General features: G+C 60.5%; 20 protein-coding genes. 10 read left to right on the top strand and 10 right to left on the bottom strand.

Annotated elements, in window-relative coordinates; genetic code table 11:
* From K6T12_RS16135 to K6T12_RS16120, 4 genes are all read right to left on the bottom strand, one after another.
* A partial coding sequence (locus K6T12_RS16135) for a hypothetical protein (protein ID WP_222223899.1) occupies positions 1-237 on the bottom strand: 237 nt, incomplete at its 3' end.
* Between the two features lie 40 nt (positions 238-277).
* On the bottom strand, positions 278-1774 hold the full coding sequence (locus K6T12_RS16130; RefSeq protein ID WP_222223898.1) for a CoA-acylating methylmalonate-semialdehyde dehydrogenase: 1497 nt from the start codon (positions 1772-1774) through the stop codon (positions 278-280).
* 57 nt (positions 1775-1831) lie between these two features.
* Positions 1832-2992 (bottom strand): iron-containing alcohol dehydrogenase, encoded by a 1161-nt coding sequence (locus K6T12_RS16125; protein WP_222223897.1) that lies wholly within the window; start codon positions 2990-2992, stop codon positions 1832-1834.
* A gap of 142 nt (positions 2993-3134) precedes the next feature.
* The gene (locus K6T12_RS16120) at positions 3135-4760 is read right to left on the bottom strand and encodes a BCCT family transporter (protein ID WP_222223896.1); all 1626 of its coding nucleotides are present in this window, start codon (positions 4758-4760) and stop codon (positions 3135-3137) included.
* A 735-nt stretch (positions 4761-5495) separates the two neighbouring features.
* Between K6T12_RS16120 and gcvA the strand changes: the two genes are divergently transcribed.
* Together gcvA and K6T12_RS16110 are read left to right on the top strand one after the other, a co-directional pair.
* Positions 5496-6407 carry a transcriptional regulator GcvA gene (gene gcvA / locus K6T12_RS16115; RefSeq protein WP_222223895.1) on the top strand — a complete coding sequence of 304 codons (912 nt, stop codon included), beginning with the start codon at positions 5496-5498 and terminating at the stop codon, positions 6405-6407.
* A 443-nt stretch (positions 6408-6850) separates the two neighbouring features.
* Positions 6851-9367, top strand: coding sequence for a CoA transferase (locus K6T12_RS16110; protein WP_222223894.1), 2517 nt, complete (start codon positions 6851-6853; stop codon positions 9365-9367).
* On the opposite strand, the gene K6T12_RS21865 is transcribed toward K6T12_RS16110, so the two are convergent.
* Together K6T12_RS21865 and K6T12_RS16100 are read right to left on the bottom strand one after the other, a co-directional pair.
* Complete coding sequence (locus K6T12_RS21865) at positions 9286-9549, bottom strand: transposase (protein WP_222223893.1); 264 nt, start codon at positions 9547-9549, stop codon at positions 9286-9288. The genes K6T12_RS16110 and K6T12_RS21865 overlap by 82 nt on opposite strands.
* Positions 9550-9829: 280 nt before the next feature.
* Positions 9830-10786 (bottom strand): LysR family transcriptional regulator, encoded by a 957-nt coding sequence (locus K6T12_RS16100; RefSeq protein WP_222223892.1) that lies wholly within the window; start codon positions 10784-10786, stop codon positions 9830-9832.
* Between the two features lie 105 nt (positions 10787-10891).
* Between K6T12_RS16100 and K6T12_RS16095 the strand changes: the two genes are divergently transcribed.
* The 4 genes from K6T12_RS16095 to K6T12_RS16080 are packed head-to-tail and all read left to right on the top strand — an operon-like array spanning position 10892 to position 13658.
* Entirely contained in the window at positions 10892-11092 is a 201-nt protein-coding gene (locus K6T12_RS16095; RefSeq protein WP_222223891.1) for a hypothetical protein, read from the top strand.
* A 9-nt stretch (positions 11093-11101) separates the two neighbouring features.
* On the top strand, positions 11102-12034 hold the full coding sequence (locus K6T12_RS16090) for a sodium-dependent bicarbonate transport family permease (protein WP_222223890.1): 933 nt from the start codon (positions 11102-11104) through the stop codon (positions 12032-12034).
* A gap of 35 nt (positions 12035-12069) precedes the next feature.
* Positions 12070-12552, top strand: a complete 483-nt coding sequence (purE, locus tag K6T12_RS16085; RefSeq protein WP_222223889.1) for a 5-(carboxyamino)imidazole ribonucleotide mutase — start codon at positions 12070-12072, stop codon at positions 12550-12552.
* Complete coding sequence (locus tag K6T12_RS16080; RefSeq protein WP_222223888.1) at positions 12552-13658, top strand: 5-(carboxyamino)imidazole ribonucleotide synthase; 1107 nt, start codon at positions 12552-12554, stop codon at positions 13656-13658. The genes purE and K6T12_RS16080 overlap by 1 nt, the downstream gene beginning before the upstream one ends.
* Before the next feature lie 196 nt (positions 13659-13854).
* On the opposite strand, the gene trpB is transcribed toward K6T12_RS16080, so the two are convergent.
* The 3 genes from trpB to K6T12_RS16065 all read right to left on the bottom strand — a co-directional run bounded on the left by trpB (position 13855) and on the right by K6T12_RS16065 (position 17513).
* The gene (trpB, locus tag K6T12_RS16075) at positions 13855-15057 is read right to left on the bottom strand and encodes a tryptophan synthase subunit beta (RefSeq protein WP_222223887.1); all 1203 of its coding nucleotides are present in this window, start codon (positions 15055-15057) and stop codon (positions 13855-13857) included.
* A 320-nt stretch (positions 15058-15377) separates the two neighbouring features.
* Positions 15378-17018 carry a methyl-accepting chemotaxis protein gene (locus K6T12_RS16070; protein ID WP_222223886.1) on the bottom strand — a complete coding sequence of 547 codons (1641 nt, stop codon included), beginning with the start codon at positions 17016-17018 and terminating at the stop codon, positions 15378-15380.
* Between the two features lie 246 nt (positions 17019-17264).
* Positions 17265-17513, bottom strand: coding sequence for a hypothetical protein (locus tag K6T12_RS16065; RefSeq protein WP_222223885.1), 249 nt, complete (start codon positions 17511-17513; stop codon positions 17265-17267).
* 99 nt (positions 17514-17612) lie between these two features.
* Here K6T12_RS16065 and pdxB point away from each other — a divergent pair, with 99 nt between their 5' ends.
* From pdxB to K6T12_RS16045, 4 genes are all read left to right on the top strand, one after another.
* Complete coding sequence (gene pdxB / locus K6T12_RS16060; protein ID WP_222223884.1) at positions 17613-18755, top strand: 4-phosphoerythronate dehydrogenase PdxB; 1143 nt, start codon at positions 17613-17615, stop codon at positions 18753-18755.
* Positions 18756-18819: 64 nt separating this feature from the next.
* Positions 18820-19539, top strand: coding sequence for a flagellar brake protein (locus K6T12_RS16055; protein WP_222223883.1), 720 nt, complete (start codon positions 18820-18822; stop codon positions 19537-19539).
* Positions 19539-20645, top strand: coding sequence for an ATP-NAD kinase family protein (locus K6T12_RS16050; RefSeq protein WP_222223882.1), 1107 nt, complete (start codon positions 19539-19541; stop codon positions 20643-20645). The genes K6T12_RS16055 and K6T12_RS16050 overlap by 1 nt, the downstream gene beginning before the upstream one ends.
* 143 nt (positions 20646-20788) lie before the next feature.
* Positions 20789-21343, top strand: coding sequence for a hypothetical protein (locus K6T12_RS16045; protein ID WP_222223881.1), 555 nt, complete (start codon positions 20789-20791; stop codon positions 21341-21343).
* Between the two features lie 429 nt (positions 21344-21772).
* On the opposite strand, the gene K6T12_RS16040 is transcribed toward K6T12_RS16045, so the two are convergent.
* Positions 21773-23707 carry a methyl-accepting chemotaxis protein gene (locus K6T12_RS16040; RefSeq protein WP_222223880.1) on the bottom strand — a complete coding sequence of 645 codons (1935 nt, stop codon included), beginning with the start codon at positions 23705-23707 and terminating at the stop codon, positions 21773-21775.
* Between the last annotated feature and the right edge of the window lie 41 nt (positions 23708-23748).

Below are 23748 nucleotides of genomic sequence, written 5' to 3'. Positions count from 1 at the left end.
GGACTGGTATCGCTGATGGGACAATACCATCGGCTCAAATGTATGACATGAACCGCCGTATACGGAACCGTACGTACGGTGGTGTGAGAGGACGGAGGCCGTGAGGCCTCCTCCTACTCGATTCTGTGCAGAGTGGGCTTTTGAAATACCTTGGCTACTGATTTTTGCCGACACCACATCCATCCTCCCGGCAATCAGTGAGATGCCAAAGAAAAAGGCTACACCTTGATTGATCATGGTGTAGCCCAAGCATGGTTAATGTAAGGTCGATGTCACATCACTTCATGGTCGGCATGGAGAACTCAACGCCTTCACGTACACCGGCTGAAGGCCAGCGCTGAGTGATAGTCTTACGCTTGGTGTAGAAGCGTACGGCATCTGGCCCGTAGGCGTGCAGGTCACCAAACAGCGAGCGTTTCCAGCCGCCGAAGCTGTGATAGGCTACCGGTACCGGCAGCGGGATATTGATCCCCACCATGCCCACCTGGATATTGTCGGAGAAGTAGCGAGCCGCTTCGCCATCGCGGGTGAAGATACAGGTGCCGTTGCCGTACTCATGGGCATCGATCAGATCCATCGCTTCCTGCATTGTGTTCACACGGACCACCTGCAGCACCGGACCGAAGATCTCCGCTTGGTAGCTCTCTATCTCCGGCGTGACATTGTCGATCAGCGTACCGCCGACGAAGAAGCCAGCCTCGTAACCTTCCACCCGCGGGTTGCGGCCGTCCACCACCACGGTGGCGCCCTGTTCTTCAGCGCTGTTGATAAAGCCGACCACTTTTTCCTGATGCTGCTTGGTGATCACCGGGCCGAAGTCGTTGTCGCGATTGCTATAGGCACCCACTTTCAAATCACTCATCGCCTGCCGCATTTTGGCCACCAGCGCGTCGCCTGCAGCGTCTCCCACGGCGACCGCTACCGAGAGAGCCATACAGCGCTCACCGGAGGAACCGAAGGCGGCGCCGATCAACTGATTGACCGCGTTATCCATATCCGCATCCGGCATCACGATGGCATGGTTCTTCGCTCCACCCAGCGCTTGGCAGCGCTTGCCGTTGGCATTGGCCGTGGCGTAGATGTATTCGGCGATCGGGGTGGAGCCGACAAAGCTCACCGCTTTGATGCGATCATCATGCAGCAGAGTATCGACCGCTTCTTTATCGCCGTTCACCACATTGAGCACGCCATTCGGCAAGCCGGCTTCCTGCAGCAACTGGGCGATAAACAGGGTGGCGCTGGGGTCACGCTCAGACGGCTTCAGTACGAAGGTGTTACCGCAGGCGATCGCCATCGGGAACATCCACAGCGGCACCATCACCGGGAAGTTAAACGGGGTGATGCCGGCCACCACGCCCAGCGGCTGGAATTCGCTCCAGGAGTCGATGTTCGGGCCGACGTTTTTGCTGTGCTCACCCTTGAGCAGTTCCGGCACGCCACAGGCGTATTCGACATTCTCGATACCGCGCTGCAGCTCACCGGCGGCATCGTGGGCGATCTTACCGTGCTCTTCGCCGATCAGTTCGCAGATCTTGTCGGCATTGGCTTCCAGCAGTTCCTTGAAGCGGAACATGACGCGCGCGCGTTTGATCGGCGGGGTGTCGCGCCAGGCCGGATAAGCGGCCTGAGCAACGGCGATCGCCTCTTCGACAGTTGCCTTGGACGCTAACGCAACCTGACGGCCGACCTGACCGGTGGATGGGTTGTAAACGTCTTGGGTGCGAGTCGCTTCGGTGCTGATCTCACCGTTAATCAGATGTCCCAGGGTGTTCATCAAGGTTTCCTCAATAATTGTTTTTAATCGTTGGATCTGTGATATGGAGCGTCGGCGTCAGTCCCATAGGCCGGTATAGATCGTCATCATCTCTTCAATGCTCGGCACTTTCGGGTTGTTGCCCGGTGAACCGGATGCCAGTGCCTGCTCCGCCATGGTCTGGCGCAGCTCGAAGAACTGGTTGCGGTCGATGCCGAACTGCTCCGGTGTCGGTACCGACAGTTCTTCATTCAGCGCTTTCAATTCGTCCAGCAGTTTGCCGTTGGCGACCTCTGTGCTATCCAGCTCGCTGGCAACGCCCATGGCACGCGCACAATCGGCGTAACGTTCCGGCGCCTCCGGAATGGAGAACGCGGTGACGCTGGGTAACAGCATTGCGTTAGACAGGCCGTGCGGCACATGGAAGAACGCGCCGATCGGCCGGCTCATGCCGTGGACCAGGGCGACGGAAGCGGCGGAGAACGCAACACCGGCCAGCGTAGAGCCCAGCATCATCGCTTCTCGTGCATCCGCATCGGAACCGTGGTGGTAAACCTTGCGCAAATTCGGGCCGAGCAGACTCATCGCCGCCAATGCCTGGCTGTCGCTGTATGGGTTGGCTTTTTTGCTGACGTAGGCTTCGATCGCGTGGGTCAGGGCATCGATACCGGTATCGGCGGTAATACGCGCCGGCAGACTCAGCGTCAGCTTGTAATCCACCAGAGCAGCCACCGGCATAAAGCCGATGCCGACGCAGAGCATCTTCTCGTCGTTTGCTTCGTCGGTGATGATGGTGAAGCGGGTCACCTCCGAACCGGTGCCAGCGGTGGTCGGCACGGCGATTACCGGCAGTCCTTGCTCGAGTACCACGCGGGGGAATTTATAATCCCGCATCTCGCCGCCAAACTTGGCCAGGATCGCAATCGCCTTGGCGCTGTCGATCGGGCTGCCGCCGCCAACCGCGATAATGCAGTCGTAATCGCCGTCGCGCGCCTTCTCGACACCGGCCTGAATAGAGCCAACCGTCGGCTCGGGCACGGTATTATCGAACACCTCGCAGAAGACCATGTGATTGGCCAGTGTTTGCTCAATCTGACCCACGTAGCCCAGTTCCACCATCACCTTATCGGTGACGATCAGCGGACGTTTGCAGTTAAGACTTTCCAATACGGAGGGGATTTCCTGACTGGCTCCGGCCCCCACTTGCATGATGCGCGGCAGAATTACTTGAGTAGACATAGCTCGAATTTCCTTAATCAAAAAACTCTGGAATAGCGGCCACAGTTGCCCCCACCAGGGTTTTGTTGGCGTAATAGCGTTCATGATTGGGAGTGGTGGCACGGTCCCCTCCAAGTGACCGTGCATTCCTCATAAAGCTGCGTTACAAAGAACTGGTAACCGAAGAGCGCTGCTGCACATCGCTATCGTCCCGCTCCATCTGCGCGACTCGGGCGGCGGCACTGGCGGCACTCGGCAGTGCCTCGGCGCGTAGCGATTTGATCAGCCCCCAGGTGGTCAGGATGGCGACCACGGAGTAGGGCAGGGCGGCAACAATCGATGCGGTCTGCAATGCCTTGAGTCCGCCGGCCAGCAGCAATACCGCCGCCACGGCACCTACCGCCAGCCCCCAGAACACCCGGAAACGTGCCGGCGGATGCTCATTGCCCATGGAGAGCAGGGTACAGATCACCAAGGTGGCGGAGTCCGCCGAGGTGACGAAGTAGGTGACCAGCATAATCACGCAGATTGTGGCGCCCACCATGGTCAGGGCAGTCCCCAGATCCATCAGCTCCATGGTCTGGAACAGCGCCAGGGTGATATCCTTATTGACCGCTTCAGTGATGCCGCCACCGCCGAACAGCTCGATAAACATCGCGGTGTTACCGAAGATGGTGATCCAGAATGCGCCCAGCAGTGTCGGCGCCAACAGCACGCCCAGCACGAATTCGCGGATGGTACGGCCTTTGGAGATGCGGGCGATAAACATCCCGACAAACGGCCCCCAGGCGATCCACCAGCCCCAGTAGAAGATGGTCCACCAACCCTGCCATTGGCTTTTCGGGTCCGGATCAACCCAGAAGCCGAGTGGAACAACATTCAGCAGGTAATCACCCACGTTGGTGAAGAACGCGCCCAGCAGATAAGCGGTCGGGCCGAAGATCACGAAGAACGCCAGGATCACCACAGTCAGCTGCATATTCAGCTCGCTGAGAATACGAATTCCCTTATGCACCCCACTCAGCACCGAGAAGGTGGCGATGATCGAGACCATCACGATCAGCACGATCTGATTGGTGGTCGAGACCTCGAACCCCAGCAGGTAGTTGAGGCCGGCATTCATCTGCTGAGCGCCGAGGCCTAGCGAGGTGGCGATACCGAACACGGTACCGAATACCGCCAACAGATCCGCCGCATGGCCGATCGGGCCGTAGATCCGCTCACCGAAGATCGGATACAGGCCGGAACGGACGGAGAGCGGCAGTCCTTTGCGATAGCTGAAATAGGCCAGTGCCATACCGCAGATGGCAAACAGGCCCCAGCCATGCAGACCCCAGTGGAAGATACTGATGCGCATCGCCACCTGGGCCGCTTCAACCGACATCGCTTGCCCTTCAGCGATGAACGGGTTGCTTTGGAAGTGGTAGATCGGCTCGGCAATACTCCAGAACAGGATACCGATACCGATGCCGGCACCGAACAGCATTGAGAACCAGGAGAAGAAGCTGAACTCCGGTTTCTCGTCGTCTTTCCCCAATCGGATCGCGCCGTAACGGCTGAACACCAGATAGACCGACAGGAACAGGAAGAAGCTCATCAGACCGATGTAGTACCAGGCCAGGTCGGACGCTATAAAGTCTTTCGCCGCGCCATAAAGAGTATTGGCGTATTCGGGATCGGTGACGGTAAAGAGCACGAATGCGATCACCAATACTGCCGAGCCTATAACCATCACCGGGTTGACGCCGGCGAACAGGCCGGTGTCGCAGGTCAGTTTTCTGCTGTTCATGAGGCGCCCCTCCCAGAATGAGTTGGATGGGCGACATCAGGAGTAAGCGATAAGCGATCATACCGTTGGTAGCGGTAGTGATTGTCCGTCTGAATCAACAGGTTCTTGTATTTATTATTCATGGCTTTGATTCTGTTTTGTTTGTGGTTAAAGGGTATTGAGAGACCAAACTCTAAATGCGGTTTCACCGATATGCGGTGGAGAAAAACGATACGAGGTCGATTGTTATCAAGCGGCAAAAAGATGAAAAGCAATAAAAAATGCCCCAAAGGTATAAAATAATTTATATGTCTATAAGTCGGTTATGAGGAATAATGGATCCGCCGGACAACGGCCTGGTAGCTCGGCGGCGCTCTGATCGGCACGGCTCGCCCACTCGACAGCGATAGCTACCGGCTCTAAGGAACCTGTGAATAAGTCCCTTGGGCCTCTGGCTGTCGGAGCGATCAGAGATCAAGGCAACGATTACAGGCGTACTGGTTGTCCCCGGAGCGCCGGCCGGACGTAAATCGTTAACGCAGAGCTCTGATCGCCCGGGTGCCGGACCACCGACAGCCCCGGAGGGCGGGTTCTAGAACGGCCATCTGCTTTGTCAGGCAGCTTGGAAAGGACGTGTCATTCCGCTGCGCTGCCTTTCGTGCATCTGGCCGTTCTAGAGCCCGCAGAGAACATAAGGGACTTGTTCACAGGTTCCCTAATAAAAAGATATGGATAAGCGTAAGAAGAAGCTGAACGATGAAGAAGAAGCTGCCCCCGTTGAACTGGCTCAGGTCCTTTGAGGCGTCTGCCCGACACCTGAGTTTCACACATGCTGCTACTGAGCTGAACCTCACCCAGGCGGCTATCAGCCAGCAGGTGAAAGGGCTGGAGACCCAGCTGGGCGCAGCGCTATTCAAGCGACTGCCGCGAGGGCTGGAGCTCACCGACGCCGGCGCCGCCTACCTGCCGGCCGTACGGGAGTCGATCGAGCGTCTAACCGTTGCCACCGAAGAGGTCTTCGGCCAGCGGCGGACGGAACTGCTCACCGTACGGGTTAACATGGTGTTCTTTATGACCTGGCTGGCCCGCCGGTTGCACCGCTTTCGTGCCCAGTATCCAGATATCAACCTGCGGATCACCAGCAATATCTGGGTTGATGAGCGTGAACGCTCGGTGGAAACCGATATGGAGATCCGTTATGGCAAGGGGGGCTGGGAGTCGATGCAATCGGATCGGCTGACCCGCGACGAGCTGTTTCCGGTCTGCAGTCCGGCTTACCTGCAACAGGATAAGCCGTTGAATAGCCCGCAAGATCTGGTTCACCATACGCTGTTGCATGTGGTCGGCTATGAGGAGGGATGGGGCTATTGGCTTAACCAGACCGGTTATGACAACGTCCCGATCAGCCAGGGATTTCAGTTCGATACCCTGGTCACCGCGCTGGAGATGGCGGTGCTCGGCGAGGGCCTGGCGCTGGGCCGCAGCAGTCTGGTCCATGACATGATCGAGTCGGGCCGGCTGGTGGCGCCGTTTGAGCAGCGGGTGGCTACCGAAGAGGCGTTTTATCTGGTCTACCCGGCCCAGCAATTGAAACACCCTCACGCCGATGCCTTCCGCAGTTGGCTGTTGGAGGAGGCTGCACAGTCCGCCTCCCAGCCTGACGCCTAAACCATTTATAATTTCTTTAGATAAAGATAAGCATCTTTAGTTATAAGCCGGTGGCCTGATTTTAAGTCGGTCACCGGTTTTTATTTGGTCATAAGAAAAATGAGCTGATTCAATAAATATTTTTATATGTGATCTCGGTTTTTGTTTTTGTATAAATTAATTTATGGCTTTGGGTGGTTTTTTATTGCTGGTTCCCCATTTTCTTTAAACCTAGTATCGCTCTGTCGATTAACAGCTGCACCTTGTTCTTGGCGGCGTTAAATCAATCCTGAAGCCCGTGCATAGCCTGAATCCCCAGCTGGCCCGGTGCTACCAGTAAGGCGGTTGATCCTGGCGTCCATCGTCAGTGGGAAAAACGATCCAGTTACAGCGATACGAAACAACACCTGACCCACCCAGCCGAACCGGTATCGGTGGGTATTGACCGAATAGGATAGATTGAGATGAAAAACAACAATACAGCGTTGCCTTTGGCTGGTGTCCGCGTGGTTGATTTTGGCCAGCAGATCGCAGGCCCTGCGGTAGCCATGGTGCTGGCCGATCTGGGGGCAACCGTGATCCATGTCGATCCGCCACGGGGGCCCCAGTGGGATCACCCGGCAAATGCCATCCTTAACCGCAATAAAAGCTGTCTGCGACTGGATCTGAAAACAGAGGCAGGTCTACACCAGGCCCGTGCCCTGATTGCGCAGGCCGACGTGGTGATCGAAAGCTTCCGCCCCGGCAAGATGAAAAAGCTGGGCATCGATTTTGAGCAGCTGCGTGCAGAGCGTCCCGAACTGATCACCCTGTCGCTGCCGGGCTTTGCCAGCAATGACCAGCTGCGTCGGGAGTGGAAAGCAACCGAAGCGATCGTCGCCGCCACCTCGGGCGCGTTCACCGACATGGGCTTCAACCGTGTGCTGATGGGGCTGAACCCCAGCTTCTCACCGATGCCGCTGGGCTCCGCTTATGCCACAACACTGGCGGCCAGCTCCGTCGTGATGGCACTGGTGGCGCGGGAGAATTCCGGCCGCGGCGACACTATCGAAGTGCCCATTGCCGCGGCGCTGATGGAAGGGCTCTCCTACAACTCGGTGGTGATCGAGAACATGCCGGAGCGCTATCTGACCATGCGCGAACATGAGATCGCCCGGCGCAAGGCTCATAACATCCCGATGGATGTCAGCTACGAGGATCTGCAAGAATATCTGGACCCGTTCTATCGCACTTACGAGTGCGCCGACGGCCGCTATTTCTACGTAGTCTGCCCATCCCATCGCAACCACACCCGTCGCTGCCTGCAAGCGCTGGGCATCTACGAAGAGCTGAAGGCAGAAGGCCTGCCGGAAGTGAGTGATCTTCATCAGCCGATCGCGGAGTGGGATGGCGAAACCTCGATCGGCGTTTACCCGCTGCCGAAAAAGTGGGCCGATATCATCTCCGCCAAGATGAAGCGGGTGTTCCTGACCAAAACCTCGGCCGAGTGGGGCGTTATCTTCGGCGAAGGTCAGATTCCGGGGGCACCGCACCGTACCACCCGGGAGTGGGTGAACGATGAGCATACCAATGCCGCCGGTCTGATCATCGAAGTGGACGACCCGGAATATGGCCGGATGAAACAGCCGGGGCCAATTGCCTGGCTGGAGAGCTGTGCCGAGCAGATGCTGACACCGCGCCCGCGCAAAAACGTCAGCTTTGACGAAGCGTTGTCGGAGCTGACTGCGGTTGCGGAGCAGGAACAGCTAACTCGGCCAACCGGCGTCGATATCAAACCGGTCAGCCGTAAGGGCTGGCTCGATGGCTTGCGCGTTCTGGACTTGACCAACGTGATTGCCGGCCCTCATTCAGCTGCTTTCCTGGGCCGCTTTGGCGCAGAGGTGATCAAGCTCGATCCGGTAACACCGCTGTATGATCCGCTGATCGGTACCCTGTTCACCTTCCAGACCAATATCGGTAAGAAGAGTGCGCTGGTGGATATCACCACCGACGAGGGGCGTGAAGCGCTTAACCGTCTGATCCGCTCGGTCGACCTGGTGGTGATTAACGCACCGGAGCGGCAGATGAAACCGCTGGGGCTTGACCACGACAGTCTGCAGGCGATCAATCCGGGAGTGCTGTTCTGCCGTCTCGACTGCCTGGGTGGGCCGCGCCCCGGGCCGAAGACCAGCTATATCGGCTACGACGATATCATCCAGGCCAACAGCGGCATCATGAGCCGTTTCGGCGGTCCGGACACTCCGGAAGAGCATGCCCACCTGGGCACGCTGGATGTGAACTGCGGGTTCGCCGCGGGGCTGGGGATGGCGGTCTCGATCTATCACAAGCTGAAAACTGGCGAGGCGACACGGTCCAGAACCTCACTGTCCGCGATCACCAATCTGGCCCAGGTGAAGTTTGCCTTTGATTACGAGGGGCGGGCACCGTTCGATGAAGCTTCCGGCCGTGAGGTGCTGGGTAACCATGCGCTGTCGCACTTCTACCGGACCAGCGACAGCTGGCTGTACCTCGATTCCGATCCGTCTGAACTGATTGATCTGGAAGCGGTGGAAGGATTAAGCGGTATCAGCGAAGCAACGGATATCGGCGCCTTCCTGACCGAGGCGTTAAAAGCTGCGCCTTCGGCGTATTGGGTCGAGGTGCTGCATGAAGCGGACTTTGCCGCTGCCGAGCCGCTGGGAATCGAACAGCTTAGAGGCGAATATAGCCGTGATGCCGATGGTACCGTGGGGATCGATCGCGGCAGCTATGCCTTCTCGATCTACAACGATCACCCCAGTGGCCACCGGGTAACGCTGATCGATCACTACTCGATTCGACCAAAGGAAGCGGCGATCCTGGCGCTGCCGCAAACCGAGCGCTTCGGCAACTCTACGCGCCTGATTCTGGAGAGCATCGGCTACAGTTCGGATGAAATCGAATCCATGATCAGCCGAGGCATTGCCGGAGAAGGTTGGGGACGCGAATTCTTGCCAAGCTGATAATCCGAACGACTGGCGCTCCACTTTTGCGGCCTGCTCCTTGGACAGGCCGCTTTTTTGCAGATTAACGGCAATGTGGTACGGATCTTCGGGAAGACGTAAGCCGTATCGCGATATCCATAGGCCATCCGTTCAACGACCTTGATCTGGTTATGCGTGCCTTCCTGGACGCTGGTGTTCAACCGGAAGCTGGCGTTAGCGGTGTAAGCCAGCGTGCTCGACCCAGCGCAGCGTCGCCTGGGTTAAGCGATAACGATTGGCCGACAGCCAATATGTTCGCGGATGGGTTCACAGTATGGACGGCGCAGTCGGCGCACCGGGACCTCCAACCAGACTGAGGTATCGAATGGATCACCAAGAACGACGAGCACCACCCTCTCTCAACTATTTCACGCTAACCCGCGACGAACCTTTTTACCTGCAAACCACCGCCTTTGGGAAACTCGATGCAATGCGCGACCGTCAAGGTCTGGATTCGAGCTGTTGTGGCGCCAGCTCCGCCAGCAGATAAGAGATGTCGCTGTCGCTCAGAAAGTCGAGAAAGGCGCGGCCAACGATACTCATCTTCTTGTGCCGCAGGCTGGCCAGGTACCACTTTGTTTCAATCGGCAACGTATCGACGTCGAGTTCGACCAGACCGCTGCGCCCGCCAAACGCCAGGCTGTGGCGTGATAGCAGCGATACGCCCAAGCCGGACATTACCGCGTGTTTGATCGCCTCGTTGCTCTCGATTGTCATGCGCACATTCAGCTTTTCACCCTGCTGAGCCAGGTGTCGCTCGATCGCATGACGGGTGCCGGAACCGGCTTCGCGCATCAGAAAGGGCTCGGCGGCGAACGTCGCCAGCGGGATTTGCCGCTGATCCGCCAGTGGGTGTCCGGTGGCGGCGATAGCGACCAGCGGGTTCGGAAGAAACTCCCGTAGTTCCAGCTCCCGCTCCGATGGCGGGTGGCTGAACACGTAGAAGTCATCCAGCCCGCTATCCATTCGCTCGATGATCTGCTGCCGGTTACCCACCTTGAAAACGATCTCTATCTCCGGATAACGCTGACAGAAACCGCCCAGCAGGTGCGGGATGAAATACTTGGAGGTGGTGACGACCGCCAGTCTCAGCGTACCTGCCTTGACGCCCTTGAGGTCGGCGAGGGTCATATCCAGCCGCTCGAAGCAGGCGAGTACTTCGCGGGCGCTTTCGCAGACCGCGCGACCGGCTTCGGTAAATACCAGCCGGCGGCCGAGCTGATCGTACAGCGGCAGACCGATTGCCTCGGCAAGTTTCTTCAACTGAATCGATACGGTGGGTTGAGTCAGGTGCAACTGCTCGGCTGCAGCGGTGATGGAACCCTGTTGCTCGACGGCCAACAAGATCTCCAGCTGGCGCAGAGTCCCTATATGGGCATGTAATCGTGATTTTTGCATAGATGAAAATCTATTTATTAGATAAAGAATATCGATTTTTGTCTATACCGAGATTTAAGCATTATAGCCCCCGGAAAATCTAGGTTCTGTAACGGGAGGAAAACGATGCTGACACGGGCATTCTGGTTCGAGTTGGGTTCGGCGCTGTTGCTGGTGGGCTGTGGCGCAGTGCTGGTAGCGACGCAGCTGCCCGGTTGGGGGCTGGTGGGCGCCGGCGGATTGATTGCCGGCCTGAGCGCACTGAGCTATCGGCAGCGCAGCGCCGTGGTTGGCGAGGTCGTATCGCTGTCGGTCAAGTGTCGCTGAGGCCAGGTTATGCAGCTTGATATCGTCGTCGCATTTTTCCTGCTGGGCGCCGTTGCCCAGGCGCTGAAGGCGCCCATTAAAGTACCGGCCGGCCTCTATCAGAGTCTGACCCTGTTCCTGCTGCTGGCGATCGGCCTGAAAGGTGGCGTGGCATTGAGCAGTCATGGCTCGTTGGCGTTGCTTTGGCAGTCCTTGGCGGTAATCGCGTTTGGTTTGCTGCTGCCGTTGATCGCGTTCCCTTTGTTGCACCATATCGGCGGCTTCAACCGGGTCGACTCGGCGTCGGTGGCGGCGCATTACGGCTCGGTCAGTGTGGCAACCTTCGCCGTCGCGATCGCGCTGCTGGAGGCCAACCAGATTGGCTACGAACCCTACTTTCCGCTGTTTGTGGCGTTGCTCGAGGTGCCGGCAATTGGCATCGGGTTGTGGTTGGCGTTGCGGGGCGGATCGCTCGCCAATCCCCGAGCGGTGCTGCACGAGGTCGCGTTGAACCAGGGGGTGTTGCTGCTATGTGGCGGGATTTTGATCGGCTGGTGGGCTGGCGAGAGATCGGCCTCGGTGATGCCGTTCTTCGGGCAGCTGTTCCATGGCGTGCTGGCGCTGTTTTTGCTCGAAATGGGCCGTGTCGCGGCCGCCCGCTTCCACAGTCTGATCGGCCAGGGATCGTTCATCGTCTGCTTCGCCATCATGATGCCGCTGATCGGCGCGGTTGCCGGCACCGCTCTGGCGGTAATGCTGCAACTGAGCCCGGGGGGGATCGTACTGATGGCAACATTGGGCGCCAGCGCGTCTTACATCGCCGTTCCGGCTGCCATGGCTGTCGCCCTGCCAGCCGCCAATCCTGGCCTGTCGATCAGTGCCTCACTGGCGGTGACCTTCCCCTTTAACGTGATCGTGGGCATTCCGCTCTACAGCGCGCTGATCGGCGCCTACACATCCTGATTCTTTTAGACCGAAAACGAGGTAATACCACAGCAATGACTACAGCAACCGTCAGTATCATCATGGGCTCCCGTTCCGACTGGCCGACCATGCAGCAGGCCACTCAGCCGCTGGAGGAACTGGGCGTACCTTTCGAAAGCCAGGTGGTGTCGGCACACCGCACCCCCGATCGTCTCTATGCCTACGCCAAGGAGGCGCATAGCCGCGGTGTGCAGGTGATCATTGCCGGTGCCGGTGGCTCGGCGCACCTGGCCGGTATGGTGGCCGCGATGACGCATCTACCGGTGATCGCAGTGCCGGTCAGCAGTAAGCAGCTGAATGGCCTGGACAGTCTGCTGTCCATGGTGCAAATGCCGAAGGGAGTGGCGGTCGCCACCCAGGCGATCGGCGAAGCCGGTGGCTATAACGCCGGCTTGCTGGCGGCTCAGATACTGGCGTTGGCGGATGCCGACTTGAGTGATCGGCTGCAAGCCTGGCGTGCCGAACAGACCCGGCGTGTGCCGCACGAGGTGGTTTGATGCACGTCGCGATTGTGGGCTGTGGCCAGCTGGCACGGATGATGGCGCTGGAAGGCTGGCCGCTGGGGCTGCGCTTCAGCTTTCTGGCGGCGCCGGGTGAGGATGATCGCTGCGTGCGAGGGCTCGGCGACGTCGTCGAGGTCGCTGGCGATGAATCGCCCGAGCTGCTGTTTCAAAAACTGGGTTGTCCCGATGTGGTGACGGTCGAACGTGAGGAGGTGGATGTCACTTTGCTGACGGGGCTGCAGCACCACTGCGTGGTATACCCGCCACCGCAGGCGATTGCCGACAGCCAGCATCGCGGGCGGGAAAAGCGCTGCCTGAACCGGCTCGGCATCACCACCGCTCCGTACCGTCTGGTTGATGAACTGGACGATCTGCCGGCCGCGGTCGGCGAGTTGGGGTATCCGGTGTTCATCAAGGCCTGCCGCAACGGTTACGATGGCCGCAACCAGTGGCGGCTGAGCGATGCGCAGGGGCTGGAACGGTTCATGGCCGAGCAGGCCGGGTTGACCGATCTGGTGGTCGAGGCTCAGGTGCCGTTCGAACGCGAGGTCTCGCTTATCGCGGTTCGCAGTCGGCAGGGAGATCTGCGCTGTTATCCGCTGACCGAGAACCGGCATCGGGATGGCATCCTGATCAGTTCAATTGCGCCGGCCGCCGGACTCGGCGATGGGCTCCATGAACAGGCGCAGTGGATTGCCCGGCGGTTGCTAACGCATTGGGACTATGTCGGGGTGCTGTCGATCGAGTGCTTTGTTGCCCAGGAGCGGCTGATCGTCAACGAGGTGGCGCCACGGGTGCATAACAGTGGACATTGGTCCCAGCAGGGGAGTGCCTGTTCGCAGTTCGAAAACCATCTGCGGGCGGTCTGCGGCATGTCACTCGGTGCAACCGACCCTCTGCAACATGCCGGAATGGTAAATATGCTGGGCGACCTGGCGCCTGCCGATGTGTTAAACCAGCCAAATGTGCATCCGCATCTGTATGGCAAGTCGAGTCGAGCGCGGCGCAAGATGGGGCATCTGAACCTGGTACACGGGGATCGTGCTGCGCTGGAGCAACAGCTGGCGGCGATAGTCGCGCAGCTTCATCCCAGCGGCTGAGCCGGCGCCAGCCGACCGGAGGCGTCAGACAGGGCAGGGAGTGCCCGCGTATTAAGAGACGGCTCGCGGATTGGCGGGTGCGATAAATGTGCAACTTTTGCCAAACCATTGGGAGGCAGCGAGAAAGGAACAGCAATTATCCATTGCCTCGAGGCACTGAATTAAAACGGCTATTCCTTTCTCGCTCGTGCCGGTTTTACAGCCCCAGCTTGCCGGCGACGTAGTCGGCGTCCTTGTCGCCGCGGCCGGACAGGTTGACCAGGATATGCTGGTCTTTCGGCAGGGTCGGCGCGACGCGCATCGCCCAGGCGACGGCGTGGGCGCTTTCCAGCGCCGGGATGATCCCTTCGACGCGGGACAGGGTCATGAAGGCGTTCAGGCACTCCTCGTCGGTGACCGATTCGTACTGCACCCGGCCGAGGTCCTTCAGGTAGCTGTGCTGCGGGCCGACGCCCGGGTAATCCAGTCCGGAGGCGATCGAGTGGACCGGCATCGGCTGGCCGTTCTCATCTTCCAGCACGTAGCACTTCATGCCGTGGATCTCGCCCGGTTTGCCCTTGGTCAGGGTGGCGGAGTGGTCCTTGGTATCCAGCCCCTTGCCGGCCGGTTCGACGCCGACGATATTGACCGCGTCGTCGTTGAGGAACTCGGTGAACAGGCCGATGGCGTTGGAACCACCGCCGACGCAGGCGCTGATGTACTCCGGCAGCCGGCCGTGCTTGTCGAGGAACTGCTGGCGCGCCTCACGGCCGATGATACTCTGGAAGTCGCGTACCATTTTCGGGAACGGATGCGGGCCGACCACCGAGCCGATCGCGTAGATGAAGTTGTCCGGGTCCTTCAGGTACTCCTCGAAGGCGCTGTCGACGGCATCCTTCAGCGTGGCGGTGCCGCGGGTCACCGGCACCAGCTTGCAACCGAGGATCTTCATCTTGGTGACGTTGGGGTGTTCCTTCTCGATATCCACCTGACCCATATGGATCTCGCAGGGGATGCCGACCAGTGCGCAGGCGGTGGCCAGGGCCACGCCGTGCTGACCGGCGCCGGTTTCGGCCAGTACCTTGGTCTTGCCCATGTACTTGGCCAGCAGCGCCTCGCCGAGGCAGTGGTTGATCTTGTGGGCGCCGGTGTGGTTCAGGTCTTCACGCTTGAGGTGGATCTGGGCGCCGCCGAGTTGCTCGCTGAGGCGGCGGGCATGGTAGATCGGGCTCGGGCGGCCGACGTAATCGGCGAACAGCTGGTCCAGCTCCTGCTGAAACGCCGGCTGCTGGCGGATCTCTTCATAGGCCCGGTTGATGTCGTCCATGATCTTTTTCAGTTCAGGCGGAATCAGCTGGCCGCCGTACTGGCCGAAGAAGCCCTCGGCGTTCGGCATCGGGGCAAAATCAAACTTGCTCATCATTCTCTCTCTAAGCTCGCCACAGGCGGATGCTGCGGCGGAAGGCTGTCGGTTATCGGCTGCGCGGCTTAATAACCGGGCCGTCGGCCTTCCCTGTGGTGAATGCGAAATTGCAATATACGGCCGGTCGGCAACCCTGCCAACCGGCGATTTAGGGGCCTCGAATAACCTACTGCGCGGCTCGCTGGCTTCGTTGCGCGGTGCTCGGAATCCTCATGTACGCCATATACACTCCGGTTCCTGTGCTCCGGGCGCCTCGCCATCGAGCCGCTCGTAACGGTTTTTCGAGATCCCCAGTTAGTTGTAGTTGGCGCTGGTACTTACTCCTGCGGCCGGTAGCCGACGCGGAAGCCGCCCCAGTGCCGGCCGTTGACGTAGATCGGCACCGACAGGTCGTGCATCACCTCGCCGGTGTCGCGCTTGTAGGTTTGCAGCAGCATGTTCTCGGTATGGGAGCCGCAGCGCAGGCCGGTGCGGTCGTTGAAGATCCGCTTGCTGCGGCTTTTCACCAGGTCGGTGTCGAAGTCGCCGGTCAACGGGTGGGCGAACTGATTGTTATGGGTCGGTACGTAGCCGTTCGGGTCGATGGCGATGGCGTAGATCAGCGCCGGATGACTCTGCAGCAGCGATTCCTGGATCGCCGGCAGGGCGTTGTCGGTAAAGGTATCGTACTCGGTACTGTATTTCTGCGGGTTGGTATTGCTGACCGGCTGGTAGTTACGGTCGAACAGCTCCCGCTGTTGCAGTTGACCCATCTGGATCGCCTGCTCGAACATCGCACCGACCTGGTCGGCCGCGGCGCGGGCCACCTGGTAGAACTGCTGGTGGAAGTTGCCCTCATTGAACTCGGCCAGCACCGCGCTGGAGTGCTCGGCGACCTCCATCAACTGGCTGGCCTGGCTGGCCAGCTGCTGTACTTCGCGGTCGCTCTCCTCCAGCTGCTGCTGCACGGTCTGGATCGACTGGAATACCTGCTCCAGCATCTGCTGGTTGTTGCCGGCGCCTTCGGCAATGGTGCTGATCTGGGCTTCCAGCGCGGCGGATTGTTCGGCGCTGCCGCCCAGCCGGCTGCCGACCTGTTCCATCGCTTCGCTGCCTTCGCGGGCATCCTGCGACAGGTGTTCGATCTGGCTCAGCGCCTGGCGGGTGTGCTGCTGGATCTCCTCGACGATGCTCTCCACCTCGCCGGTCGCCTTGGCGGTGCGGGCCGCCAGCTGACGCACTTCGTCGGCCACCACCGCGAAGCCGCGACCATGTTCGCCGGCCCGGGCGGCCTCGATGGCGGCGTTCAGCGCCAGCAGGTTGGTCTGGTCGGCGATCTCCTCGATCACATGGGTGACCTCCTGGATCTTGGCCGACTTCTCGCTCAGCTGGCTGATCAGCTGCAGCGACTGCCCGGACTGCTCGTTCAACCGGTGTACCCCCTGGGCCGCCTGTTGCAGCGCCTGCTGACCCTCGGTGCTGGTCTGCTTGGCATCCAGCGCGGCTTCGGCGGCCAGCGCGGCCTGTTCGGCGGACTGCTGTACCGTATGGGTGATCGCTTCGCAGGCTTCGGCGATCTGGGCGATCTCGCTGACCTGAGTGTCCAGTTTCAGCTTCAGTTGATCGGCCGAATGGGAAACCTCGGCGGCAGAGATCGCATTGGTATTGGAGGAGTGCGCCAACCGCTCGCCCACCTGCTGGCCGGAGCGGCTGCGTGCCAACAGCGGCTGCAGTTGGTCGGCGAGCCAGCCGGCCGCCTCCGGGTCGCCGGTCTGCAGGGCGTGCAGCGCCCGACGAACCGGTTGCAACAGGCCGAGATAGAGGCTGAGCACGGTGATCAGCAGCACGGCAACGAACAGCAGCCCGATCGACAGTGGCGTTTGAGGTAGGTAGAGCAGGAAAATCGCCAGCAGCAGAGCGCTGGCCGCAGCGGCGACCAGCAGGCCCCTGACGAACAGGGAGAGGAGAGATCCATTCATACTATGCCCTTACAGCGGATGCACGTAGATTACAGCGTCTTATAGTAGTTATCTGACAGACTATAACCACAGCCGGGCAGGGGGGCGCTATTGTGCTTTGGTCTCAGGGGTTGGGTATGTCGGCCGATGAAGGCCGCGGCCGCGTCTTTGAGCCCGCTGACAACAGGTATATTGAGGCATATTGCGGGGGGGGCTATCGCTTGGAAATGGAGTGTGGCGGGAGGAATTTTCAGCCGCAGAGCGATGTTAGCCGAAGTCCAGCCAGAGCTGCTCTTCGCGCCGTTCGTTGAGCTGGAAGCCGCGGGCCCGTTGCTGCTGGTTGATACGGTTGAGCAGTGCGCGGGCGTGGTCGTAGGAGCCGGCGACGGTATGGCTGAACTCGCCTTCATCCTCGCCGCAGTGTCCCCAGCTCTGGGTGATGATCCAGTCGCCCATCAGGTCCTGGTACATACGGACGATGAAATAGTTCTGATCCTTATGCCAGCGGACTATCAAGCGGGGATTACCGTTCTATGAAAGGTTGCAGGGATTTATAATCGGAGGCGCATTGAGCCTGAACTCGGCTAGTTTGTAAAGACCCGGAGAGGAATCCCCTTGCAGAACCCTAAGCTGTTGATTGTTGCTGATGAAAATATGCCGGCGGTGGAGCAGATGTTTGGTCATCTGGGCACCGTGCGGCGGTTGCCGGGCCGTACCCTGAGCGCCACTCAGGTGGCCGATGCCGACCTGCTGCTGGTCCGCTCGGTAAGCCGTGTCGACGGCGGGCTGCTGGCCGGCAGCAAGGTCCGTTTCGTCGGTACCGCCACTATCGGTACCGACCATGTCGACCAGGCCTGGCTGGCCGGGCAGGGGATCGCCTTCAGCGCGGCACCCGGCTGTAACGCCGACGCGGTGGTCGACTATGTACTCAGCAGCCTGAGCCACCTGGCCGCCGAGCGGGGCTTTTCGTTGGCCGACAAGACCGTTGGCATCGTCGGGGTCGGCAATGTCGGTGGCCGCCTGCAGGCGCGCCTGCAGGCGTTGGGTATAAAGGTACTGCTGAACGATCCACCGCGTGCCGAACATGAGCCCGGCTTCGTGTCGCTGGAACAGTTGATCGCTGAGGCCGATATCCTCTGTCTGCATACCCCGCTGACCCGCGGCGGCGACTATCCGACCCACCACCTGTTCGATGCCGAACGGCTGGCGCAGCTCAAGCCCGGTGCGATCCTGCTCAATGCCGGTCGCGGCCCGGTGATCGACAACCGCGCCCTGCTGGCACGGCTCGATGCGCGTCAGGATCTGACCCTGGTACTGGATGTCTGGGAACATGAGCCGGTGGTCGATCGGGCGCTGGCCGCGCACTGTGCCATCGCCACCCCGCACATCGCCGGCTACAGCCTCGACGGCAAGATCCGTGGCACCTATATGTTGTATCAGGCTTGGTGTCGCAGCCAGGGCCGGCAGCCGGAACAGCCGCTGGCGCACTACCTGCCGCCGGCACCGGTCAGTCTGCTGGCGCTGGGCGAACAGGCGGATACGCTCGACCCGGTCCGTTTATGTTACGATCCGTACCGCGACGACCGGGCGTTGCGGCAGACCCTGCACCTGCCGCCGCAGGCCCGGGCAGAGGCATTCGACCGGTTGCGCAAGCAGTATCCGGTACGACGAGAATTTTCCACCCTGAACCTTCGCGGTGGTGACGCGGCGCAACGGCAGTGGCTGGCCGGGCTGGGATTCCGGCTGGTCGACCACTGAGCGGTTGCCACGGCACACAGCGGCGAAGTGGTAGGCAGTTCGGCAGAGTCCCTTGGATTTATCGATGAGTAAAGCGCTGGCGAACCATCGCCCGGCAATCACCCTGGCATCCCTGAAACCGCCCATCGGCAGCCCGGTACAACTGGAGAGCGCCGATCTGGGCCGGTTAGGTACGCGCCTGCTGGGTTACCAGGAGCAGGGCAGCCTGATCCTGGCGACACCGAAACAGGCTGGCCGCCGGGTGGTGCTGAAAAGTGGCGCGCTGCTCAACGTCAGGCTGATCACCGCCGTGTCGCTCTGTACCTTCAGCGCCCGGCTGCTGGCCCAGGCGCGCGACCCTTATCCGCACTGGCATCTGGAATATCCGCCGGCGCTCGAGGTCAGCCGTATTCGCCAGCATGCCCGGGTACCGGTCAACCTGGCGGTATCGGTCGACGACTACGACGAAGCGGGCCTGGGCATGGCGTCCTGGCCGCGCACGGTGTTCTGCCGCGATATCAGCCTGCGCGGCGCCAGCCTGCTCAGCAGTCAGCCGCTGGGTGAGGTGGGTGAGCGGCTTTATGTCACTCTGCGGCTGACGGTGGCCGGCGAGGATCAGGTGCTGCTGACCCCGGCGCTGATCCGCAATGTGCAGCCCGATGGCGGTGCCGCCGGCAGCCTGATCTGCGGGGTGGAGTTTTTTGATCTGGATGAGGACGCCAGGCTGGTACTGGCCGGCTTTGTGTATCAGCAGAGCCTGCTGGAAGCGGGTTATGGAGACTATCTGGCGGAGGTGAATCGCTGATGTTCAAGTTGGGGTTGATCGTCAATCCGGTGGCCGGGTTGGGCGGTAGTGTGGGGTTGAAAGGCAGTGACGGCGTCACGGAGGCGGCGTTGGCGCGTGGTGCGGTGCCACGCGCCAACGAGCGTACCGGCCAGGCGCTGGCGGTGCTGGCCGGTCTGCCGGTACAGCTGGTGACCTATCCAGGCGAGATGGGCGAGGACGCGGCCCGGGCCGCCGGTTTCGAACCGCAGGTGATCGGCCGGATCGCGGCCGGTGCCACCACGCCGGAGGACACCGAGCGGGCCGCCCGCGATATGGTTGAGGCGGGAGTCGATCTGTTGCTGTTCGCCGGCGGCGACGGTACCGCCCGCAATATCTGCAACGTGCTGGATGAGCGGGTGCCGGTGCTGGGCATTCCGGCCGGGGTCAAGATCCACTCCGGGGTCTATGCGGTGACGCCGAAGGCGGCCGGTGAGATCGTGGCGATGCTGGTCAACGGTGAACTGGTGACCTTGGGCGACCAGGAGGTACGCGACATCGACGAGCAGGCGTTCCGCGAGGGCAAGGTGCGGGCGCGTTACTATGGCGAGTTGCGGGTACCGCAGGAGCATCGCTACCTGCAGAGCGTCAAGCAGGGCGGCCGGGAGTCCGAGGAGCTGGTACTGGACGATATCGCCGCCCACGTGGTGGAGGAGATGCAGCCCGATGTGCGTTACATCATGGGCTCCGGTTCCACCGTGCAGGCGGTGATGGACGAGCTGGGGCTGGACAACACCCTGCTGGGGGTCGATGTGGTGGAGAATGGCGAACTGATCGCCAGCGACTGCACCGCCGCCCAACTGCTGGAGCTGACCGACGGCCACCCGGCCAGGCTGGTGATCACCCTGATCGGCGGCCAGGGCCATATTATCGGTCGCGGCAACCAGCAGCTCAGCCCGGAACTGCTGCGTCGGCTCGGCAAGGACAACATCCTGCTGATCGCCACCAAGACCAAGCTCAAGGAGTTGGATGGCCGGCCGCTGATCGTCGACAGCGGCGACCAGGCACTGAACTCGGAAATGAGCGGTGTTATTCCTGTCATAACCGGTTACCGGGATGCCGTACTCTATCCGGTGGCTGACCTCTAACAGCGGTTAAAACATCCTGTCAGTGGATTCAGGCCGGCAAAATCAACTAGATAAGCCGGTCTGAATCGTTTTGACACAGTTTTGTCATTTATTGCGGCTAGAGTCTCGGTTATTTGAAATAACCCGATAATGCGAGGCCAGGAATGAAGAAACTGATCACCGGCGCACTGCTGTCTGCCGCAATGCTCGGCCTGTACGGCTGCCAGAGCACCGAAACCAAGAGTGCAGCTGCCGCGCCGCAACTGAACAATCAGGACCTGTACGAAGTAGCGCATGAAGGCCGTCACTATGTTTTCGACGACTTCAAGACCTACCAGTCGTTCCTGCAGGTCGGTGAGACTTCGTTTCGCAAGGTGTTTATCGGCGGCGGCCCGCACGGCGAGACCCTGGTATTCGGCCTGCGCGGTGAAGACAAGAAGAAGCTGGAAGGTATCGCCGGTATCGATATGTACAACGGCAAGCTGCCGGCCGCCGAGGATTTTTACGGTGAGCTGCGTGGCGAAGATGGCCGCCTGTACGTATTCAGCACCCTGGAAGATATGAAGGACGTGCGCGAATTGGGCGAAGCGGTGTTCCGCTACACCCAGATCGGCGCCGGCCCGCAGGGCCAGACCGTGGTCTTCGTGCTGAACAAGAGCAACAAGAAGCAGAAACCGGTCGAGCTGATGGCCAGGTTCCAGCAGATCAACGGCCTGTAAGACTGCTGAAGGGGTTGGGCGTAGCAGCGGCTGGCCACCTGATAGAATCTAAAAAAACCGGCTGGAGCCATGCACCAGCCGGTTTTTTTATGGTTTTTCGCGCGTTAGCGGGAAACATTCACATCAGTCATCAGCTTGTCGCGACACCGACTCTGAGCTTTCCAAACACTCCCCTGTAGCAGCGGGCTCCGACCGCGACCGGGTTGGCACATGTTGCCCGCAGCACCCAAAGGGCATACCAAGCACGACACAATCCCCAGCTTTGTAGGGTGGGCACGTTTTTTGTGCCCACGCGGCGGCTGACAAATGCCTGCGTTGCCAGTGAGCCATTGCAGGCTTGGAAAGTTAAGGTCGCGGCTGGAGCCTCTCCTACAAGGGGACTTCGACGGTATAAGCCCCGGCAACGATCTGCCGGGGGGATTATGAAAATCAGACCTTGAACTGGGCCAGGGTGGTTTTCAGTGAACGCGCCAACTGGTCGAGCTGCTCGGCGGCCTGGGCGTTCTGCTGCACCGACTGGGCGGTCAGGTTGGCGTCGTCGCTGATCCGCTCGATTGACTGGTTGACCTCGGAAGAGACCTGCGACTGCTGTTCGGCCATCGCGGCGATCTCGTTGGTGAAGTCGAACAACCGCTGCACCGCATCGGAGATGCTCTGGATCCGCTCGTCGGAGCCGTTGATCGCCGCAATGCTGGCGTCGGCCTTGCTGCTGGCGGCGCCGATCACCTTGACCGCCCCCTGTACGCCGCTCTGCAGCGCTTCGATCTGGCGGTGGATATCCTCGGTGGAGGCCTGGGTCTTGCTGGCCAGGTCGCGTACCTCGTCGGCTACCACTGCGAAGCCGCGGCCCTTGTCGCCGGCCCGGGCGGCCTCGATGGCGGCGTTCAGCGCCAGCAGGTTGGTCTGCTCGGCGACGCCACTGATCATCTCCAGGATGGTGGTGATCTGGCTGCTCTGCTCGGCCACACCGTTGATCACCTCGGCAGCGCTGGCGACCTCGCCGGCCAGTTGGCCGATGGTGCCCTTGACGTCGGCGGAGATTTCGCTGGCTTCATGGCCGGCCTGGCGGATCTGGTCGACATTGCTCAGGTTGTGCTGGATCCGCTCGGCCACCTGGTTGATGGTCTGCACCATCTCGGTCATCGCTTCGGAGACCTGGTGTACCTGCTGGTTCTGGCGTTCGACGGCGTTGCTGGCGTCGCTGGAGACACTGTTGATGGTGTTGATCTGCAGCGCGGTGTTCTCCGCGGCGCTGTTGGCCTGCTGCACCAGTTGCTGGGTTTTGCCGATAAACGAGTTGATCGCGCCGGCCATGTCGCCGATCTCGTCGTTGCTGTGCAGGTCGATCCGCTTGGTCAGGTCGCCTTCGCCGGCGGCCAGCTCCTGCAGCGAACCGGTCAGCGCCACCAGTTTACTGGTGATGCGGGCGGTCATGATCGCCACCAGGATCAGTACCATCAGTACGCCCAGACCGATCAGGATCATCGTCAGGCTCTGCAGCAGGTCGGACGAGGCCTGTTCGATCTCCTGTCCGGTCTGCCGGTTGGTGTTGCGGTTAAGCTCGCTGGCCGCGGCGATCGCCTGCTGCAGCACGCCCTTGGCCTGGTTGGCCTGCTGGTCGATCACCTGCTTGACCTGGTCGCGGGTGCCGCTGATCAGGCTGTCGAAGCGCTGCGACAGTTGCTGGCTGGCAGTGGTGGCCTGCTCGTTGGAGACCGCCAGCAGAAAGCGGCCGATCACCGCGCCGCGCGGGTTGATGTCGACCTCCACCATATAGATGCTCGGGTCGCGCTTGGCGGCGTCGATCACCTTGTTCATCGAGCCTTTGCCCTTGCCGTTCTTCAGCAGCTCCTTGATCTTCGGCTTGCGCTTGTCGAGGTAGCGGGTCAGCGGTTGGCCTTCCATATCGTAGTAGCGGGCGAACACTACATCCGGATTACGGTGCAGCATCCGCACCAGCTTGGTCAGCGCCGGGGTGTCGCGATCCCAGATCGCATCCGGCGCAGAGACCGCCATCAATTGGGCCATGGCGTTGGCGGTTTCCTGGACCGAGCTGACCAGCAACTTCTCGACGTTCTGCTGCTCCTGGCTGAGCTGTGTCTGAAGGGTTTGGGTCAGCGCCCTGCCGGAGTCTACCGACAGCTGCTGGATGGCACTGCCGACATTCTGGCCGGCGCTATCGAGCCGGGCGGACATCTGGCTGCCGCCGTCGTTGAGGGTGGTGACGACCTGGTCGACCAGGTCGGAAACGCTGCTGCGGGTCACCGACAGCAGGATCGCCACCTGAACCAGGATGATTGCGATAACCGCAAACAGGATTGGACGTAGCAATCTGCTACTGAGCTTACTCAGATGCTGTGTCATGTGGGTGCGTGTCTTTGTTGTCGTTATATATTTTTAGGGAA

The sequence above is a fragment of the Marinobacterium arenosum genome (assembly GCF_019795155.1).
GTDB lineage: Bacteria > Pseudomonadota > Gammaproteobacteria > Pseudomonadales > Balneatricaceae > Marinobacterium_C > Marinobacterium_C arenosum.
Note: the sequence above shows the minus strand (reverse complement) of the source record. Positions and strands in the feature narration are given on the sequence as shown.

What these genes read in the sequence shown, in the direction of transcription:
- K6T12_RS16050 (WP_222223882.1), top strand. Translation starts at nt 19,539, where the DNA reads ATGTTCAAGTTGGGGTTGATCGTCAATCCGGTGGCCGGGTTGGGCGGT.
- purE (WP_222223889.1), top strand. Translation starts at nt 12,070, where the DNA reads ATGACTACAGCAACCGTCAGTATCATCATGGGCTCCCGTTCCGACTGG.
- K6T12_RS16040 (WP_222223880.1), bottom strand. Translation starts at nt 23,707, where the DNA reads ATGACACAGCATCTGAGTAAGCTCAGTAGCAGATTGCTACGTCCAATC.
- K6T12_RS16080 (WP_222223888.1), top strand. Translation starts at nt 12,552, where the DNA reads ATGCACGTCGCGATTGTGGGCTGTGGCCAGCTGGCACGGATGATGGCG.
- K6T12_RS16045 (WP_222223881.1), top strand. Translation starts at nt 20,789, where the DNA reads ATGAAGAAACTGATCACCGGCGCACTGCTGTCTGCCGCAATGCTCGGC.
- K6T12_RS16070 (WP_222223886.1), bottom strand. Translation starts at nt 17,018, where the DNA reads ATGAATGGATCTCTCCTCTCCCTGTTCGTCAGGGGCCTGCTGGTCGCC.
- trpB (WP_222223887.1), bottom strand. Translation starts at nt 15,057, where the DNA reads ATGAGCAAGTTTGATTTTGCCCCGATGCCGAACGCCGAGGGCTTCTTC.
- K6T12_RS16090 (WP_222223890.1), top strand. Translation starts at nt 11,102, where the DNA reads ATGCAGCTTGATATCGTCGTCGCATTTTTCCTGCTGGGCGCCGTTGCC.
- K6T12_RS16100 (WP_222223892.1), bottom strand. Translation starts at nt 10,786, where the DNA reads ATGCAAAAATCACGATTACATGCCCATATAGGGACTCTGCGCCAGCTG.
- K6T12_RS16125 (WP_222223897.1), bottom strand. Translation starts at nt 2,992, where the DNA reads ATGTCTACTCAAGTAATTCTGCCGCGCATCATGCAAGTGGGGGCCGGA.
- gcvA (WP_222223895.1), top strand. Translation starts at nt 5,496, where the DNA reads ATGAAGAAGAAGCTGCCCCCGTTGAACTGGCTCAGGTCCTTTGAGGCG.
- K6T12_RS16130 (WP_222223898.1), bottom strand. Translation starts at nt 1,774, where the DNA reads ATGAACACCCTGGGACATCTGATTAACGGTGAGATCAGCACCGAAGCG.
- K6T12_RS16110 (WP_222223894.1), top strand. Translation starts at nt 6,851, where the DNA reads ATGAAAAACAACAATACAGCGTTGCCTTTGGCTGGTGTCCGCGTGGTT.
- K6T12_RS16120 (WP_222223896.1), bottom strand. Translation starts at nt 4,760, where the DNA reads ATGAACAGCAGAAAACTGACCTGCGACACCGGCCTGTTCGCCGGCGTC.
- K6T12_RS16055 (WP_222223883.1), top strand. Translation starts at nt 18,820, where the DNA reads ATGAGTAAAGCGCTGGCGAACCATCGCCCGGCAATCACCCTGGCATCC.
- K6T12_RS16095 (WP_222223891.1), top strand. Translation starts at nt 10,892, where the DNA reads ATGCTGACACGGGCATTCTGGTTCGAGTTGGGTTCGGCGCTGTTGCTG.